This is a genomic window from Cryptosporangium minutisporangium, assembly GCF_039536245.1.
GTDB classification, from domain to species: domain Bacteria; phylum Actinomycetota; class Actinomycetes; order Mycobacteriales; family Cryptosporangiaceae; genus Cryptosporangium; species Cryptosporangium minutisporangium.
Genome location: NZ_BAAAYN010000043.1, coordinates 169,397 through 184,391, shown reverse-complemented (window position 1 = coordinate 184,391; position 14,995 = coordinate 169,397). Strand labels below are relative to the sequence as shown.

At 71.0% G+C, this 14,995-nt stretch carries 11 protein-coding genes and 1 pseudogene; 5 read left to right on the top strand and 7 right to left on the bottom strand.

The genetic code is table 11. The features are described 5' to 3' along the window. Positions 1-37: 37 nt before the first annotated feature. The 4 genes and pseudogenes from ABEB28_RS30185 to ABEB28_RS30170 form a co-directional block, all read right to left on the bottom strand. Positions 38-1,468: a serine hydrolase gene (locus ABEB28_RS30185; protein ID WP_345731631.1), complete on the bottom strand. Its 1,431-nt coding sequence runs from the start codon at positions 1,466-1,468 to the stop codon at positions 38-40. Positions 1,469-1,642: 174 nt separating this feature from the next. After that, the gene (locus ABEB28_RS30180) at positions 1,643-2,113 is read right to left on the bottom strand and encodes a hypothetical protein (RefSeq protein WP_345731630.1); all 471 of its coding nucleotides are present in this window, start codon (positions 2,111-2,113) and stop codon (positions 1,643-1,645) included. 63 nt (positions 2,114-2,176) lie between these two features. Further along, positions 2,177-3,004, bottom strand: a pseudogene (locus ABEB28_RS30175) (ABC transporter permease). Continuing rightward, a complete protein-coding gene (locus tag ABEB28_RS30170; protein WP_345731629.1) occupies positions 3,001-3,969 on the bottom strand; it encodes an ATP-binding cassette domain-containing protein in 969 nt (322 codons plus the stop codon). Before ABEB28_RS30170 ends, ABEB28_RS30175 begins: the two are co-directional and overlap by 4 nt. An 87-nt stretch (positions 3,970-4,056) precedes the next feature. Here ABEB28_RS30170 and ABEB28_RS30165 point away from each other — a divergent pair, with 87 nt between their 5' ends. Both ABEB28_RS30165 and ABEB28_RS30160 read left to right on the top strand, forming a co-directional pair. Further along, a complete protein-coding gene (locus tag ABEB28_RS30165) occupies positions 4,057-4,785 on the top strand; it encodes a TetR/AcrR family transcriptional regulator C-terminal domain-containing protein (RefSeq protein WP_345731628.1) in 729 nt (242 codons plus the stop codon). Between the two features lie 99 nt (positions 4,786-4,884). Next, positions 4,885-5,949 (top strand): hypothetical protein, encoded by a 1,065-nt coding sequence (locus ABEB28_RS30160; protein ID WP_345731627.1) that lies wholly within the window; start codon positions 4,885-4,887, stop codon positions 5,947-5,949. A gap of 58 nt (positions 5,950-6,007) precedes the next feature. Here the strand turns inward: ABEB28_RS30160 and ABEB28_RS30155 are convergent, their stop codons facing one another. Beyond that, positions 6,008-7,321 carry a benzoate/H(+) symporter BenE family transporter gene (locus ABEB28_RS30155; RefSeq protein ID WP_345731626.1) on the bottom strand — a complete coding sequence of 438 codons (1,314 nt, stop codon included), beginning with the start codon at positions 7,319-7,321 and terminating at the stop codon, positions 6,008-6,010. A gap of 64 nt (positions 7,322-7,385) precedes the next feature. Here ABEB28_RS30155 and ABEB28_RS30150 point away from each other — a divergent pair, with 64 nt between their 5' ends. Beyond that, on the top strand, positions 7,386-8,051 hold the full coding sequence (locus tag ABEB28_RS30150) for a helix-turn-helix domain-containing protein (RefSeq protein ID WP_345731625.1): 666 nt from the start codon (positions 7,386-7,388) through the stop codon (positions 8,049-8,051). 129 nt (positions 8,052-8,180) lie between these two features. On the opposite strand, the gene ABEB28_RS30145 is transcribed toward ABEB28_RS30150, so the two are convergent. Together ABEB28_RS30145 and ileS are read right to left on the bottom strand one after the other, a co-directional pair. Then, a complete protein-coding gene (locus tag ABEB28_RS30145) occupies positions 8,181-9,005 on the bottom strand; it encodes a hypothetical protein (protein WP_345731624.1) in 825 nt (274 codons plus the stop codon). An 86-nt stretch (positions 9,006-9,091) separates the two neighbouring features. Then, on the bottom strand, positions 9,092-12,217 hold the full coding sequence (gene ileS, locus ABEB28_RS30140) for an isoleucine--tRNA ligase (RefSeq protein WP_345731623.1): 3,126 nt from the start codon (positions 12,215-12,217) through the stop codon (positions 9,092-9,094). Positions 12,218-12,555: 338 nt separating this feature from the next. Between ileS and ABEB28_RS30135 the strand changes: the two genes are divergently transcribed. Both ABEB28_RS30135 and ABEB28_RS30130 read left to right on the top strand, forming a co-directional pair. Continuing rightward, positions 12,556-13,029, top strand: a complete 474-nt coding sequence (locus tag ABEB28_RS30135; protein ID WP_345731622.1) for a carboxymuconolactone decarboxylase family protein — start codon at positions 12,556-12,558, stop codon at positions 13,027-13,029. A gap of 302 nt (positions 13,030-13,331) precedes the next feature. After that, a partial coding sequence (locus tag ABEB28_RS30130) for a DEAD/DEAH box helicase (protein ID WP_425559009.1) occupies positions 13,332-14,995 on the top strand: 1,664 nt, incomplete at its 3' end.

The window sequence follows — 14,995 nt, the reverse complement described above, 5'->3', positions numbered from 1 at the left end:
GACGCCCGGCGGCGAAGTGCCGCCGGGCGTCCGGGCGTTACAGGGCGTGGATGGCTCGGCCCAGGAGCGCGAGCTTCTCCGTGTACTGCACGGGGTAGACGCCCGCGGGGTCGGCCGGACGGTCGGCGTCGATGTAGCGGTACCCGAGGTTGGAGTGCACCGACACGATGTACGACTCGAACGGCTTACCGGGCAGCGACTTCACGATGCCGGCGTCGTTACCGGACGTGTCGGCCAGACCGGTCTTGTGCGCGAACGTCACCTGCGCGGTGGCGTTGCACGGCCGGACGTCCTGGCCGTACTTCCGTCCGGCGACCGTCACCGTGCCGTCGGCCGGGTTGATCCAGCGAGCCGGCGTGGTCTGCGGAATACCCTGCGCCGGGTACTCACGTCCACAGTAGTTGGTCGTGGAGAGCACCTGGTTGAGCCCTTGCTCGCCGAGCTTCTCGAGCACGTACGACCGGGACGACGGGCTGAGCACCGACGCCTTCACCCGCGTGCCGGCCGGCGTCTTCCAGAGCGTGCCGGGCGATCCGTTGAACAGCAGGAGCAGCTTCGCGGTGTCGATCGAGCTCATCGTGACCGCGTTCGCCCAGGTACCGCCGGTGTTCGGGTTCGTTCCGGCCAGCCGCAGAGTGGGCAGGCCGAGATCGACGAACTGCTGGTTGAGCCCGGCGATCTTGCCCTGGTCGTGCATCAGCTTGATCAGCGCGCACGTCGACGGGTTGGACGAGACCGTGATCATCTCGTCGAAGAGCTGCGTGATCGAGGTCGCCGCCCGGGCGGGACCGCAGAGCGAGCTCGGGGTTCCGACCGGCGTGTACGTGTAGGTGTCGTCGAGGCTCAGCTCGCCGGCGTCCACCATCCGCAGGATGCCGAACGCGACCATCAGTTTGAGCACCGACGCGGGGTACGGCGACATGAAGTCGACCGGCGCGCTCTCCCGTCCGGGGACGATGTCGGTCGTGCCCTGGCCGTTGTTGTTGTCCCAGGTTGCGTCGTCCCACTGACGCCAGCGCACCTGCGTCGTCGTGAGGTTCGCGTCCAGCGGGACGATCTTGCCGGTCGGGTACTGCGGGCTGAGCAGGACGTCCGCCGCGGCGACCGGGCGTCCGGCGCGGTCGAGCTTGATCACCGTCGCGTCGAGCTGCGGGGTCTGGTGGATCGGCGCCGCGGCGGCGACCGCAGTGGCCGCCGGCATCTTGGTGGCGCTGTCCGGTGCGACCTGCGTCTTGTAGAGCTGCGTCGCGGCGGCGGTGGACGGCGGCACCGTGTCCAGGACGTCGGCGAAGCGCTGAGCGTCGATCGCCTTTCGGAGTGCGGTGGCGAGTTTCGCGTCGGCGGCCGGGGAACGTCCGGCGACGCTCTCCTCGGCAGCCGAGGCGTTACCGCCTGTGGTCACCACCGCTCCCAGTAACGCTACGCCAAGCGCGCCGGCGGTCACCCGACGCCACTTCTGCCTGCGCATGAATTCTCCTCACAGCTGACCCCGTGGCTTCCGGCGGGAAAAGCGCCCACCGGAACGCACCACCCACTCCGGGACCTAGCGGGCGGTGCGGACACAAGTTGTCCACTGTGAAAGTGCGCGAAGCCGTGCTTCGGTTGCACCCGTTAATGCAACTTTAAGGGTGAATCTGCGTTTTCAGAGCTGGGTCCAGCAGTAGAGGCGCCGGTCCCCGTCGACGTGTCCGCACAGACGTCGCAGCTCATCGGTGGTTTCGAGCAGTGCGTCCTCGTCGACGTCGCCGTTACCGATCGCGTCACCCAACTCGTCACCGACGAGGACGCTCCACTGGGCGACCGCGTCCTCCCACTCCAACTCCGGATCACCGTCTGCGCCCTGGATCGCCGCGACGACGAACTCGTCGATCGCGGTGACCCAGGGGCCGGCGTCCCCACCGTCGTGCACGAGTTCGGCGGTCGCGTTCGCGAGCAGTTCGTCGTACTCCCGGGTACTCAGCACCTCGACCAGGCCGAGCAGGACGACGGTCGGGTCGATGCCGGGCAGCTCGGCGACCTCCTCGGCCGGGAGCTGGCTGACCGGGCTCTTCCCGAGGTCGAGCGCGGCGATCCGGTCGGGAGATGCGACGAAGTACTCGTAGTCGGCGGACACGGCGAATACTCTACGTGCGCTTCTGCGAGGGTCCCGGTGCGGTGGCACGCCGGGTCTGCCGGGTCAGCGGGCCGCGGTCTGGTAGCGGCGGACCGAGAGCGGGACGAAGATCGCCAGCAACACCAGCGACCAGCACAGCGACGCGATCACCGGATGATCGAGCGGAAACGAGTGCGCGTGCGGCGGCACCGGGTTGCCGAACAGCGTCCGGACTGCCGCGACCGTGGACGCGACCGGGTTCCACTCGGCCAGCGGCCGCAGCCAGCCGGGTAGGCCCTGCGACGGCACGAACGTGTTGGCCAGGAACGTGAGCGGGAACGCCCAGGCGAACGTCGCGGTGTCGGCCATCGACACGGTCCGGGCCAACAGCCCGACGTAGGTGCCCACCCAGAGCATCGCCGCACCCAGCAGGAGTAGGAGCCCGTACGCGGCCGCCGCGTGCGCCGCGTCGGTCCGGATCCGCTAACCCACCAGGTAGCCCAGCACCCCCATCGTCAGCAGCGACAGCACTGCGTGCAGCATCACCGAGAGCACGTGACCGCCGAGCGCGGCCGAGCGGGCCATCGGCAGTGACTTCAGCCGGTCGAGGAACCCGCTCGTCCGGTCTGTGGCCACCGCGACCGCCATCGCGGTGCACATGAGCGTCATCGACTGGGTGAAGATCCCCGGCATCAGGAACTCCCGGTAGCTGCCGCCGCCGGGCAGCACCACCGCGCTGCCGAACACGTAGGCGAACAGCACGACGAAGGCGACCGGCACGACCAGACCGGCGATCGCCTCCTCCGGCACCCGGACGACGTGCAGCAGGTGCCGTTCGACGACGACGGTGGTGTCCGCCGCCGCCCGCCGGAAACGCTCGACCGGACCCGACGACGTGGCGATCACCCTCATCGGGCCACCGCCGTCCCGACTGCGGCCCTCTCGGTACCGGCACCGGTGAGCTGGAGAAACACTTCGTCGAGCGTGGACTCGCGCAGGCCGATGTCGGCGAGCGCGACACCGGCGCCGTCCAGCTCGCGGACCACTCCGAGCAGCGTGTCGACGGCGCTGGCCGGGGCGGAGATCCGCAACGTGTCCTGGTCGACGCTCGGTTCGGCGCCGGTCACCTCGCGCAGCGCGTCGACCGCGGCCGGAATCTCCCCGTGGTGGACGACGACCACGTCGAGCCGCTCGCCGGCCACCGTCGCCTTGAGCTGCGCCGGAGTGCCTTCCGCGACCACCCGGCCCTGGTCGATGACCGCGATCCGTCCGGCCAGCCGATCGGCCTCCTCGAGGTACTGGGTGCTCAGCAACACCGTGGTGCCCTCGGCGACCAGCTCCCGGATCAGGTCCCACATCACCGCCCGGTTGCGCGGGTCGAGCCCGGTCGTCGGCTCGTCCAGGAACAGGACGTCCGGCGCGACGAGCAGGCTCGCGGCCAGGTCGAGCCGGCGACGAGTGCCGCCGGAGTACGTCCGCACGAGCTTGTCCGCGACCGCCGCCAGGTCGAACCGCTCGATCAGCTCGTCGGCGCGGCGGCGAGCGTCCGCCCTGGACAGCCTCGAGAGCCGTCCGACCAGCCGGAGGTTCGCCCGCCCGGTGAGCAGCTCGTCGACGGCCGCGTACTGACCGGCCAGGCCGATCCGGTGCCGCACCTCCTCGGCGCTGTCGACGACGTCGAACCCGGCCACGGTGGCGCGCCCGGCGTCCGGGCGCAGCAGCGTCGCGAGCACACGGATCGCGGTCGACTTGCCTGCGCCGTTCGGACCCAGCAACGCGTAGACCGTTCCGGCCGGAATCGATAGGTCGACGCCGTCGAGCGCCGCCACCGTCCCGAACCGCTTCACGAGCCCCTCGGCTCGGATCACCGCTTCCATTCCAGCTCCTTAACAACGTTAAATTGAACGACGTTAAGGATGGCTCGAACGTTGTTAAGCTGTCAACGCACATCCAGGGAGGTGGCGATGGCGCTCGATCGGGAGACGCTGGTGCGCACGGCGCTACGGCTGATCGACGAGGGCGGCCTGGAGTCGCTGACCCTGCGCAAACTCGCCGCCGAGCTGGGTGTGCAGGCACCGGCGCTGTACTGGCACTTCCGGAACAAGCGCGAGCTGCTGGACGCGGTGGCGACGCAGCTCGGCGAGGAACAGCGGACGACGGTCGGAACCACCCCGGCGGCCGGTCAGCCGTGGTCGGAGTGGCTCGAGGAACGCATGCTCGACGCCCGGCGCGGGATGCTGGCGCACCGGGACAGCGCGCTGATCATGGCCGGTAACCGCCCCACCCCGGACTCACTGCCCGGAGCAGAGGCCCAGCTGTCCATGCTCACGGGGTTGGGGCTGAGCGTCGGCGACGCGCTGCTGTTCACGCTGGCCAGCGGCTACTTCCTGATCGGCGGGGTGCTGGAGCGTCAGCTGTCGGAGACGCGGGAACCCACCGAGACCGAGGACGAGGCGTTCCGGCTGATGCAGGACGCGGACCGCTACCCGACGCTCGCCGCCGCGGTGGCCGAGCTGATCAAAGACGGCAGCCCGGTGGGCGGCGGCGCCGAAGCAGACGAAGCCCGGCCCGGCCCAGTGGCTGCCGACGGGCCGGGCGCGCTCGACGACGCGGTGTTCCGGTTCGGGCTCGGACTGATGATCGACGGCCTCCGCGCCCGCCTCGCGAACGGGGGCGAGGAACCCGTCCGGTAGTCGCCTGGTCGCGCGGGAATTCGCAGATCCCACGGGACTGGGGTCAACGGGTGTGACTCGCTCGATAGGCTGGCCACTCGTCTTACGGGGAGTTTCGCAATGCAGCCTGGCCAGCCCTACGGCCCTTCCGCCGCTCCGGCGCCGGTGTCCAGCGATCCGTACGCGTCTCCGGGGTACGTCGATCCGACGTCCGCGGCGCCGTACGGGCAGGCGCCCTATCCGGTGCCGGGCTTCGAGGCCGCCGCCCCGCAGAGTGGCTTACCGCACTCGGCGCCGCCCGGTTACCCCGCATCGCCGCCGTACGGAGCTCCCCCACCGGCCGCTTACGCGCCGGCGCCGCCCTACCCCGGGCCGCCGCCCTACCCCGCCGCCGGCTACGGCGCGGCTCCGTACCCCGGGCCCTACGCCGCGGCCGGACCGTACCCGGGACAGCCAGTGCCGCCGCACCTCGTCGGGGCCCCGCCGCCACCTGGCCTGAAGATCGTCCGCCGGTCGAAGGCGTCGTTCTCGATCATCTTCCCGCTGGTCGGATTGTTCATCGCGGGCCTGGTCTGCCCCACGTTGCCGTGGGTGGACAGCGGCGCGGAGAGCTTCACGCTCTGGGAGCTGATGGACAACCTCTGGGACGCCGGCTCGGCCACCGACGACACCTGGGGAGTTCAGTACGCGAAGTGGGCGTGGCCGTTCGTCTTCGTATGGGCCGCGATGGTCGCGTTCGCCGGGACGCTCGACAACGCCGGTTTCCGAATCACCTACGGCATCATCTACACGCTCTGTTCGGTGGGCCTGGCCGGCATGATGCTTCTCGGCGTCCTCGCGCTGCTGGCCGCGGGTTCTGCGGTCGAGAGCTCCAGCGGGACGACGTCCAGCAGCCCCAGCGGCGGCAAGGTGGCGGTCTTGCTCATCGGCGGACTGATCTGCCTCGTGGTGCTGTTCGTGAGCGTGTTCCTCGTCTTCAAACTGCGCGGTCTCGCTTACCGGATCCTCGCCGGGCTGGGGCTGTTCAGCTTCGCGCTGCTGCACCTGGTCACGGTGGCGACGCTGTTCGGTGACGCACCGATCGACGCCGAGCCCGGGGCGTACCTCGCGTCCTTCGGCTACGTGCTGTGTGCCGTCGGCTGCTTCATCGGGCCCAAGTACATCCCTCACTACGACCGGGCCTGAACTCGCACGAATTGACGCCGAGTCGGCCTCCACGAGTGCGGTGGAGGCCGACTTGGCGTCAATCAGCGTCACTGCGCCTCGTCTCGCCCGTTCCCGCGCGCTCGGCGGCAGCCGCGGGCGTGGTCGCGGCAGGCGCTCCGGCTGGGTCGGCGATCTCCGGGGCGGTCTCGAGTCGTTGCGCGTTGCCGTCAGCGTCGTCCTCGGCGGGTGGCGCGGGTCGGCGGAAGAGCAGCAGGAGGGCCGCGCCGGCGATCAGGCCCCAGAACGCCGCTCCGATGCCGCCGAGCGTCACGCCGGAGCCGGTGACCACGAACGTCACGACCGCGGCCTCCCGTCCGCCGGGGAACGCGTCGGCCGACGTCAGCGCCGCAGTGAGCGCGGAGCCGAGCGCCGCCAGCAGCGCCAACCCCGCCACCGCCTCGATCAGCACCGGCGGAGCCAGCACGACGAGCGCGGTGGCCAGTCCGGCACCGAGCCCCAGCACGGCCAGCCCGCCACCGGCCGTGACCGAGGCGATCCACCGTCGCGCGGGATCGGGGTGGGCGTCCGGTCCGGCGGCCAAGGCCGCGCTGATCGCCGCGAGGTTGACCGAGTGCCCACCGAACGGCGCCGCGAGCGCACTTCCGAGGCCGGTGGCGACGAGAGCCGGCCGCAGCGGAGGCCGGTAGCCGTAGCTGGCCATCACCGCCATGCCCGGCACGTTCTGCGCGGCCATCGTCACCAGGAACAGCGGCAGCCCGATGCTCACCACCGCACTCACGCTGAACGTCGGCGCGGTGAAGTCGACCATCGGCCGGAGCGTCGCGTCCAGCCCTTCGTCGAACCGCGTCACGCCGACGCCGATCGCGGCCACCACCAGCGCCGCGGGCACCGCCCAGGCACGTGCGAAGCGGGTGAGCAGCGCCCACACCGCGATCACCGGCAGCGCCAACAGCGGCGTCTCCACGACCGCACGCACCGGCGACAGGCACAGGTCGAGCAGGACGCCGGCGAGCATAGCGCTCGCGACCGGCGTGGGTATCGCCGCGATCCACCGCGCCAGCGGCGCGAACAGCCCGGCCACGACGATCAGCGCGGCCGAGATCAGGAACGCCCCGACCGCGGCCGCGAAGCCGCCCGGCACTGCGCCGGTGGAGACGAGCAGCGCGGCGCCCGGCGTCGACCAGGCGATCGTGATCGGCATCCGGTACCGCAGGCCCAGCCAGAGCGCGGCCGCTCCCGCTGCCACGCAGACCGCGAGCAGGCCGGACGCTGCCTGGGCCGCGTCGGCGCCGACCGCGCGGAGCCCGGCGACCACCACGGCGAACGAACTGGCGAACCCGACCAGGGCCGTGACGACCCCGGCCAGCACCGGCTGCAGCACTTCCCGCATCGAACCTCCCGGCGACTGCGTGTTCCGTTTACGGAACGCACGCTCGATGCGGAACGATAGCCGCATGCGCGAGCCCTCTCCAACCGCGTTCTCAGCGACCACTCCAGACGGCACGGGGTCGACTGCTCTCGGTCCAGCGGAGGCCCCTGCTCGCGCGAGCGGCGGGCGCACCCGGCAGACGCTGGGCGAAGACCCGGTCGAGGTCGGACGCCGCATCCGAGCGCTGCGCGAAGAGCGCGGCATCTCGCTCTCCGCGCTGGCGAAACGCGCAGGCATCGGCAAGGCGACGCTGTCCGGCCTGGAGACCGGCGTTCGCAACCCGACGCTGGAGACGCTGTACGCCGTCACCGGGCAGCTCGGCGTGCCGCTCGCGGCAGTTCTGAGCCCTCCGGCGGCGGGTGACCCACACGTCGACGCTCCGGTCGTCGTGCACGGCGCGGCCGTCGAGGCGACGCTGCTCGAGGTCTTCGAGGATCCGGACGCGACGTACGAGCTGTATCGGATCCGCATCCGGGCCGGCGCCGCCCAGGTGTCCCCCGCCCACCCGGCCGGCGTCACCGAGCACCTGACCGTGTTCCGCGGAGAGGTGACCGCGGGCCCGGTCGGTGCACCACTGCGGACGGGCGCCGGCGGCTACCTGCGCTGGGCGGCCGACACTCCGCACACCTACGCCGCCGGAGCCGAGGACGTCGAAGCAGGCCTCCTCATCCGCTCACCCCGGCACGCATGAGGGCCGCACGAGGCGATTCTCCCGAAAAACGACGCCCCGCACCCACTTCATGAGGTGGCCTTCCCGAAAGAGCGCTCGCACGCCCGCCCCGTGAGGTGCCCTTCCCGAAAAAGCGGCCCGGGCCTCGGATCAGGACGACGCCCAGGCGATTTGGAAGGAACGGCTGGTGTCGCTGGTGCGGCCCGTCACCAGGACGCTACGCCGGGCTCCGGCGCCGGACAGCCGCAACGACGACCCTGACCCCATCGGGTAGCTCAGTGGCGCGGAGAGCAGCGCCCCACACTGGTCGTCCAGCGCACGGGTCGCGAACAGGAGGTTGTCCAACTCCGCCGCCTGCTGGACCGGCCCGGTCGCCGGGCGTCGCAGCCGGCCGACGAACCCGCTCGACCCGTCACCGGAGAGCGTCCAGTAGCGCACCGGGCGACGGTCGGCACGGCGCGGATCGCTCGTCGCCACGCTGGACGCCAGCCGGAACGAACCCTCCGCCGCCGGGTTCTCGGTCTCCAGCGTGATCCGGACCGCGTTGTCGTCCCCGGGGATCGGCGCCTCGATGCGCAGCGTCGCCGGCATGCGGAACGTCTTCGTGACCGCTCGGCAGCCGGCCTCCTGACCGGCCACCGTCACGCTGGCCGGACCGGTCCAGCGTCCGGTGGGCACCGGCACCGGGCGCGGCGACTCGGACGGGCTCGCGGACTCCGTGGGCTGCACCGACTCCGGTGGTGGACCGGGTGCGATCGCTCCCTGCTCGGCGCGCTCCTCGGCCGCCGACGCGGTCGGCCAGACCGTCGGGCCCTGGCGCACCGGGCCACGCTCGACGAGCAGCGGTCCGCCCTCGTTGCGGGTCTGGCCGATCTGCCACCCGGTGAACACCAACGCGGCGGCGAGCACGACGGAGACCAGCAGGATCGCACCCCCGGTACTCCGACTCGGCCCTAGTTTCCACTCGCCCAGCACAGCACTAATGGTACATAACGACCGTAACGGTCGCTCCCTCGAAACACCGATGCCCCGCCTCCCGGCGGGGCATCGATGTACTGCGATCAGAGCTTGGCGACGCCCACGCGCACCGGAGAGCCGTCGCCGACCTCGGCCTGGTGGACCGCGTCGACGTCACCGAGCGGCCCGTACACGAGCTCCTCGGCCAGCACCTCCGCCGCGACGAAGCCCTGGTGCTCCTTCACCGCTTCGGCCACGTCGTCCGGGGCTTCCAGCCGGAGCGTGATCCGGTCGGAGACGTCCAGGCCGGCGTCCTTCCGGGCCTGCTGCACCGCGCGAACGACGTCCCTGGCGACGCCCTCGGAAACCAGCGAAGGCGTCAGGTCCGTATCGAGCACGACGACACCGACGTTGCCGGGCAGCGCCGCCGACCGGTCCGGCTCGGCCGGCACCAGCTTGAGGTCGTACTCGCCCTCGGCCAGCTCGACGCCGCCCGCGACCACGGTGTCCCCCGAGGACGACCAGTCCCCGGCCTTCACCGCCTTGATCACCCGCTGGACGTCCTTGCCCAGCCGCGGGCCGAGCACCCTCGGGACCACGGTCAGCACGGTCGAGCACGCCACGTCGACGTCCGGCTGGAGCTGTACCTCCTTGACGTTCACCTCGTCGGTGAGCAGCTCGCGGAACGGCTCCAGTACCGCGGCGTCCGGAACCGCCACGGTCAGCGACGCCAGCGGCAGCCGGACCCGGAGCTTCTTCGCCTTCCGCAGCGACAGCGCCGCCGAGGCCACGTCCCGCACCCGGTCCATCGCGGCCACCAGCTCGGCGTCCGCCGGTAGGTCGTCGACGCCCGGCCAATCCTCCAGGTGCACCGACCGGCCGCCGGTCAGCCCTTGCCAGACCTCCTCGGACAGCATCGGCAGCAACGGCGCCGACACCCGGGTCACGGTTTCGAGCACCGTGTAGAGCGTGTCGAACGCGTCCGCGTCCCCGGCCCAGAACCGGTCGCGCGACCGGCGGATGTACCAGTTCGTCAGCGTGTCCAGGAAGCTCCGGACGTCCGCGCAGGCTCCGGAGATGTCGTAGACATCCATCGCCCCGGTCGTCTCGGTGACCAGGTCACGCAGCTTTGCCAGCACGTACCGGTCGAGGACGTGCGTCGAGTCCGTCCGGTACCGGGCCTCGTACCCGGAGGCGTTCGCGTACAGAGTGAAGAAGTAGTACGCGTTCCACAGCGGGTTGAGCACCTGCCGGACGCTGTCCCGGATCCCGCTCTCGGTGACGACCAGGTCGCCCCCGCGCACGATCGGCGACGACATCAGGAACCAGCGCATCGCGTCGGCACCGTAGGCGTCGAACATCTCGTAGACGTCCGGGTAGTTCCGGCGCGACTTGCTCATCTTGGTGCCGTCGTTGCCCAGCACGATGCCGTGCGAGACGCAGGTGGTGAACGCCGGGCGGTCGAAGAGCGCGGTGGCCAGCACGTGGAGCGTGTAGAACCAGCCCCGGGTCTGCCCGATGTACTCGACGATGAAGTCACCCGGGTAGTGGTTCTCGAACCACTCGGTGTTCTCGAACGGGTAGTGCACCTGGGCGAACGGCATCGAACCCGACTCGAACCAGCAGTCGAGCACCTCCGGCACGCGACGCATCGTCGACTTGCCCGTCGGGTCGTCCGGGTTCGGACGCGTGAGGTCGTCGACGTACGGCCGGTGCAGGTCGTCCGGGCGGACCCCGAAGTCGCGCTCGATCTCGTCCAGCGAGCCGTAGACGTCGACCCGCGGGTAGTTCGGGTCGTCGGACTTCCAGACCGGGATCGGCGCACCCCAGAACCGGTTCCGGCTGATCGACCAGTCGCGGGCGTTCGCGATCCACTTGCCGAACGAGCCGTCCTTGACGTGGCCGGGCACCCAGGTGATCTGCTGGTTCAGCTCGACCATCCGGTCACGGAACTTCGTGACCTGGACGAACCAGCTCGACACCGCCTTGTAGACCAGCGGCGTGTCGCAGCGCCAGCAGTGCGGGTACGGGTGCTCGTAGGAGTCCTGGCGGACGACCACACCCCGATCACGGAGGTCGCGGGCCACGGGCTTGTTCGACTCGAACACCTGCATGCCCTGGTAAGCAGGCACCAGCGCGGTGAAGCGGGTGTGCTCGTCGACCGTGACGATCGTCGGGATGCCGTTGGCGTTGCAGAGGTTCTGGTCGTCCTCACCGAAGGCCGGCGCCATGTGCACGGCGCCGGTGCCGTCCTCGGTCGTGACGAAGTCACCGGAGAGCACACGCCAGGCGTTCTCCACGTCGTCGCGGCCGGTCAGGAAGTCGAAGAGCGGCGTGTAGCGCAGCCCCACCAACTCGGCACCGGTCACCGAGCCCGCCGGCGAGTACCCCTCGAGCTCCTTCTCGTAGGCGCCGACCCGAGCGGCACCCACGAGCACCGTCTCGGTGCCGTTCGAGAACTTCGCGTACTCGATGTCCGGTCCGACCGCGACCGCCAGGTTGCTCGGCAGCGTCCAGGGCGTCGTCGTCCAGACCCAGAGCTTTTCGCCGTTCTCCAACGTGAACGCCACGGTGACCGCCGGGTCCTGCCGAGCCCGGTAGACGTCGTCCATCCGGGTCTCGGTGTTGCTCAGCGGGGTCTCGCACCGCCAGCAGTACGGCAGCACCTTGAAGCCCTCGTAGACAAGGCCCTTGTCGTAGAGGGTCTTGAAGGCCCAGAGGACGCTCTCGGTGTAGTCGAGGTCGAGCGTCTTGTAGTCGTTCTCGAAGTCGACCCAGCGCGCCTGGCGGGTGACGTACCGCTCCCAGTCCTGGGTGTAGCGCAGCACCGAGGCCTTACAGGCCTCGTTGAACTTCGCGATGCCCAGGTCGAGTACCTCGGCCTTGGTGGAGATGCCCAGCTGACGCTCGGCCTCGACCTCGGCCGGCAGGCCATGGGTGTCCCAGCCGAACCGACGCTCGACGTGCTTGCCGCGCATCGTCTGGTAGCGCGGCACCAGGTCCTTCACGTACCCGGTGAGCAGGTGACCGTAGTGCGGCAGACCGTTGGCGAACGGCGGGCCGTCGTAGAAGACGTACTCGTTGCTGCCGTTCTCCCCGGCCGGGCGGGTGTCGATGCTGGCCTTGAAGGTGGCGTCGCTGCTCCAGTGGTCGAGCACTCGCTGCTCGATCTCGGGGAACGACGCGGCAGCCGGTACCGGCTTCTTCGGGTCGTTCTGCGGATACGCCATGGTCGGCTCTTTCCCTTCGCACACGGATCGGTCGAACATCGTGTGCGAGGACGAGCTGCAGCAGCCCGCGGTACCACCTCGCTTGATCCCCGGAGACCGGGAACCCGCTCGTTGCGGCTGTGACGGGCCGTTCCCGTCCGGTTCTACTGAGCTCCTGGGAGCCGTTCTTCCGGAGGCTCACCGGTGATAGCCGGGTCGATGCCTGTCCACTCAGCGTAGCGCGACGCCGGAGATTGTCCGAACCAGTTACCTGCGTCACACGCCGTCACGTTCGACGCCGCCGGTGAGTCCTCGCTGCGGACGTCCGGCACGCGGGCGTCCAGCCGAACGGAGGCGACATGACTACAGAGACCACGGACCGGGTGGGCATCGAGCCGCGGATCGCCGTGCACGAGCTGGCACCGCAGGGCTACCGGGCCGTGCTGGGGCTGGAGAAGTACGTGGCGAGCGTCGTCGACCCGGTGGTGTTCGAGCTGGTCAAGCTGCGGGCATCGATGATCAACGGCTGTTCGTTCTGCGTGGACATGCACTCTCGGGACGCCAGCCGGGCCGGCGAGGACAGCCGGCGGCTGTTCGCGGTCGCCGCGTGGCGGGAGGCGCCGTTCTTCACCCGCCGGGAGCGGGCCGCGCTGGCGCTGACCGACGCGATGACCCGGCTGGGCGAGCACGGCGTCCCGGACGACGTCTGGGAGGAAGCCGCCGCGGTCTGGTCCGAGGAGGAGCTGGCGAATCTGATCCTGGCCATCGGAACGATCAACCTCTGGAACCGGCTCGCGATCACGTCGCACACCCCGCCGCCACTCACGGTCTGACCCGCACTCCCGCATCGGCACCGGCGTCGGCGGTAAACCGGCGACGGTGCTGGTGCGGCGGTGCGAGACGGGAGTACCGACAGCGCACCGGAGATTCTCGCGTGCGCTGCCGGTAGAGTAGGCGGCGGAACGACGGAATCGGCCGGCCTCGTAGCTGGTTCGGGTGTAGAGGCGCGCAGAGTAGCGAGCCCTCGACGCGAGGTTTCGTCACCGCGCGAGCGGCGCCACGTCGGTGCCGCGCGGTCGATGCCCGTGCCGAACCGCGGCACAGCACGGCCACGCCGTCGTCTGGAAGGACTTCTTTGCTCTCACCCGAGCAGTCGCACGCCCCTGCCCGCACCACGCCGTCGCGACGCCGCCGCCCCCGGCAGCGCCCCGCAGACGCCACGCAGGCCACCGCCGTATCGATCACCACCCCGCAGTCCCCCGCCGTACCCACCGCTCCGCAGCAGCGCGCGCCCGAGAACGACGCGCCGGTCGCCGGCGTCTCGTTCCTCGACCTGGGGGTTCCCGCCGCCGCTGTCGACGTGCTCGCCGCCGGTGGCGTCCTGGCGCCGTTCCCGATCCAGACCGCCACGCTGCCCGACACGCTGGCCGGCAAGGACGTGCTCGGCCGCGGACGCACCGGCAGTGGCAAGACCCTCGCGTTCGTGCTTCCGATCGTCAGCCGCCTCGCGGCTGCCGGGGCGCGCCGCCGGGCCGGGCGTCCGCGCGGACTGATCCTGGTGCCGACCCGCGAGCTCGCGACCCAGGTGCACGCTGCGCTTCGTCCGCTGGCCGACGCCACCGGGCTGACCACGACGACGGTGTTCGGCGGCGTCGGCCTCGGAAAGCAGATCAGCACGCTGGCCGGCGGCATCGACGTCCTGGTGGCGTGCCCCGGCCGGCTCGAAGAGCTGATCCGCATGGGGCACTGCGACCTCGGCGGCGTCGAGATCACCGTGCTGGACGAGGCCGACCACATGGCCGACCTCGGCTTCCTGCCGTCCGTGAAGCGTCTGCTCGACCGCACCCCGGCCGACGGTCAGCGGCTGCTGTTCTCGGCGACGCTCGACAACGGTGTGGACGTCCTGGTCCGCCGTTACCTGACCAAGCCGGTGACCCACTCGGTCGACCCGGAGGTGGCCCCGGTCGCGACGATGGTGCACCACGTGTTCCTGGTGGGCGCCGACAACAAGGCCGAGGTCGTCCGGCAGCTCGCGTCCGGACGCGACCGCAGCCTGCTGTTCACCCGCACCAAGAGCGGCGCGCGGCGCCTGGCCCGGTCGCTGACCGCCGCCGGTGTCCCAGCCGTGGACCTGCACGGCAACCTCGCGCAGAACGCGCGCGAGCGGAACCTCGCCGCGTTCACGTCCGGCGCGGTGAAAGTGCTGGTCGCCACCGACATCGCAGCGCGCGGCGTGCACGTCGACGACATCACGCTGGTCGTCCACGTCGACCCGCCGGCCGAGCACAAGGCCTATCTGCACCGGTCCGGACGGACCGCGCGGGCCGGAGCGGACGGCGTGGTCGTGACGATCGCGACGCCCGACCAGCAGTCCGACGTCCGGGTACTGGCCCGCAAGGCCGGTATCGCGCCGACGACCGTGTCGGTGCGGCCCGGCGCGGCCGAGATCCTCGCGCTGACCGGACCGCCCGGGGAGTACGTGACGCCGCCGGTCGCGGCGGCACCCGCCGCCAACGGTGGTGGACGGGGCCGGGGCACCGGTGCTGGTGCCGGGTCCCGCGGCCGCGGGACCGGCCAGGGTGGGCGCGCTAGGAGCGCCACGGCAGACAGCGGCCGGGGCGCCTCGGCGGGAAGCCGGAGCACCGGTGGCCGCGGCGCGGGCGCCGGATCGGGCCGATCGGCCGGTGCGGGTCGGAGCCGAACCGGCAGCGGCCGGTCCGGCGGGTCGGTCTACACGTCCAGCAGCGACGGCACCAGCGGCTACGCCGGCGGTGGCGCCGCCGCACACAGCGAGCGCGG

What these genes read in the sequence shown, in the direction of transcription:
- ABEB28_RS30170 (WP_345731629.1), bottom strand. Translation starts at nt 3,969, where the DNA reads ATGGAAGCGGTGATCCGAGCCGAGGGGCTCGTGAAGCGGTTCGGGACG.
- ABEB28_RS30135 (WP_345731622.1), top strand. Translation starts at nt 12,556, where the DNA reads ATGACTACAGAGACCACGGACCGGGTGGGCATCGAGCCGCGGATCGCC.
- ABEB28_RS30185 (WP_345731631.1), bottom strand. Translation starts at nt 1,468, where the DNA reads ATGCGCAGGCAGAAGTGGCGTCGGGTGACCGCCGGCGCGCTTGGCGTA.
- ABEB28_RS30150 (WP_345731625.1), top strand. Translation starts at nt 7,386, where the DNA reads ATGCGCGAGCCCTCTCCAACCGCGTTCTCAGCGACCACTCCAGACGGC.
- ileS (WP_345731623.1), bottom strand. Translation starts at nt 12,217, where the DNA reads ATGGCGTATCCGCAGAACGACCCGAAGAAGCCGGTACCGGCTGCCGCG.
- ABEB28_RS30165 (WP_345731628.1), top strand. Translation starts at nt 4,057, where the DNA reads ATGGCGCTCGATCGGGAGACGCTGGTGCGCACGGCGCTACGGCTGATC.
- ABEB28_RS30155 (WP_345731626.1), bottom strand. Translation starts at nt 7,321, where the DNA reads ATGCGGGAAGTGCTGCAGCCGGTGCTGGCCGGGGTCGTCACGGCCCTG.
- ABEB28_RS30160 (WP_345731627.1), top strand. Translation starts at nt 4,885, where the DNA reads ATGCAGCCTGGCCAGCCCTACGGCCCTTCCGCCGCTCCGGCGCCGGTG.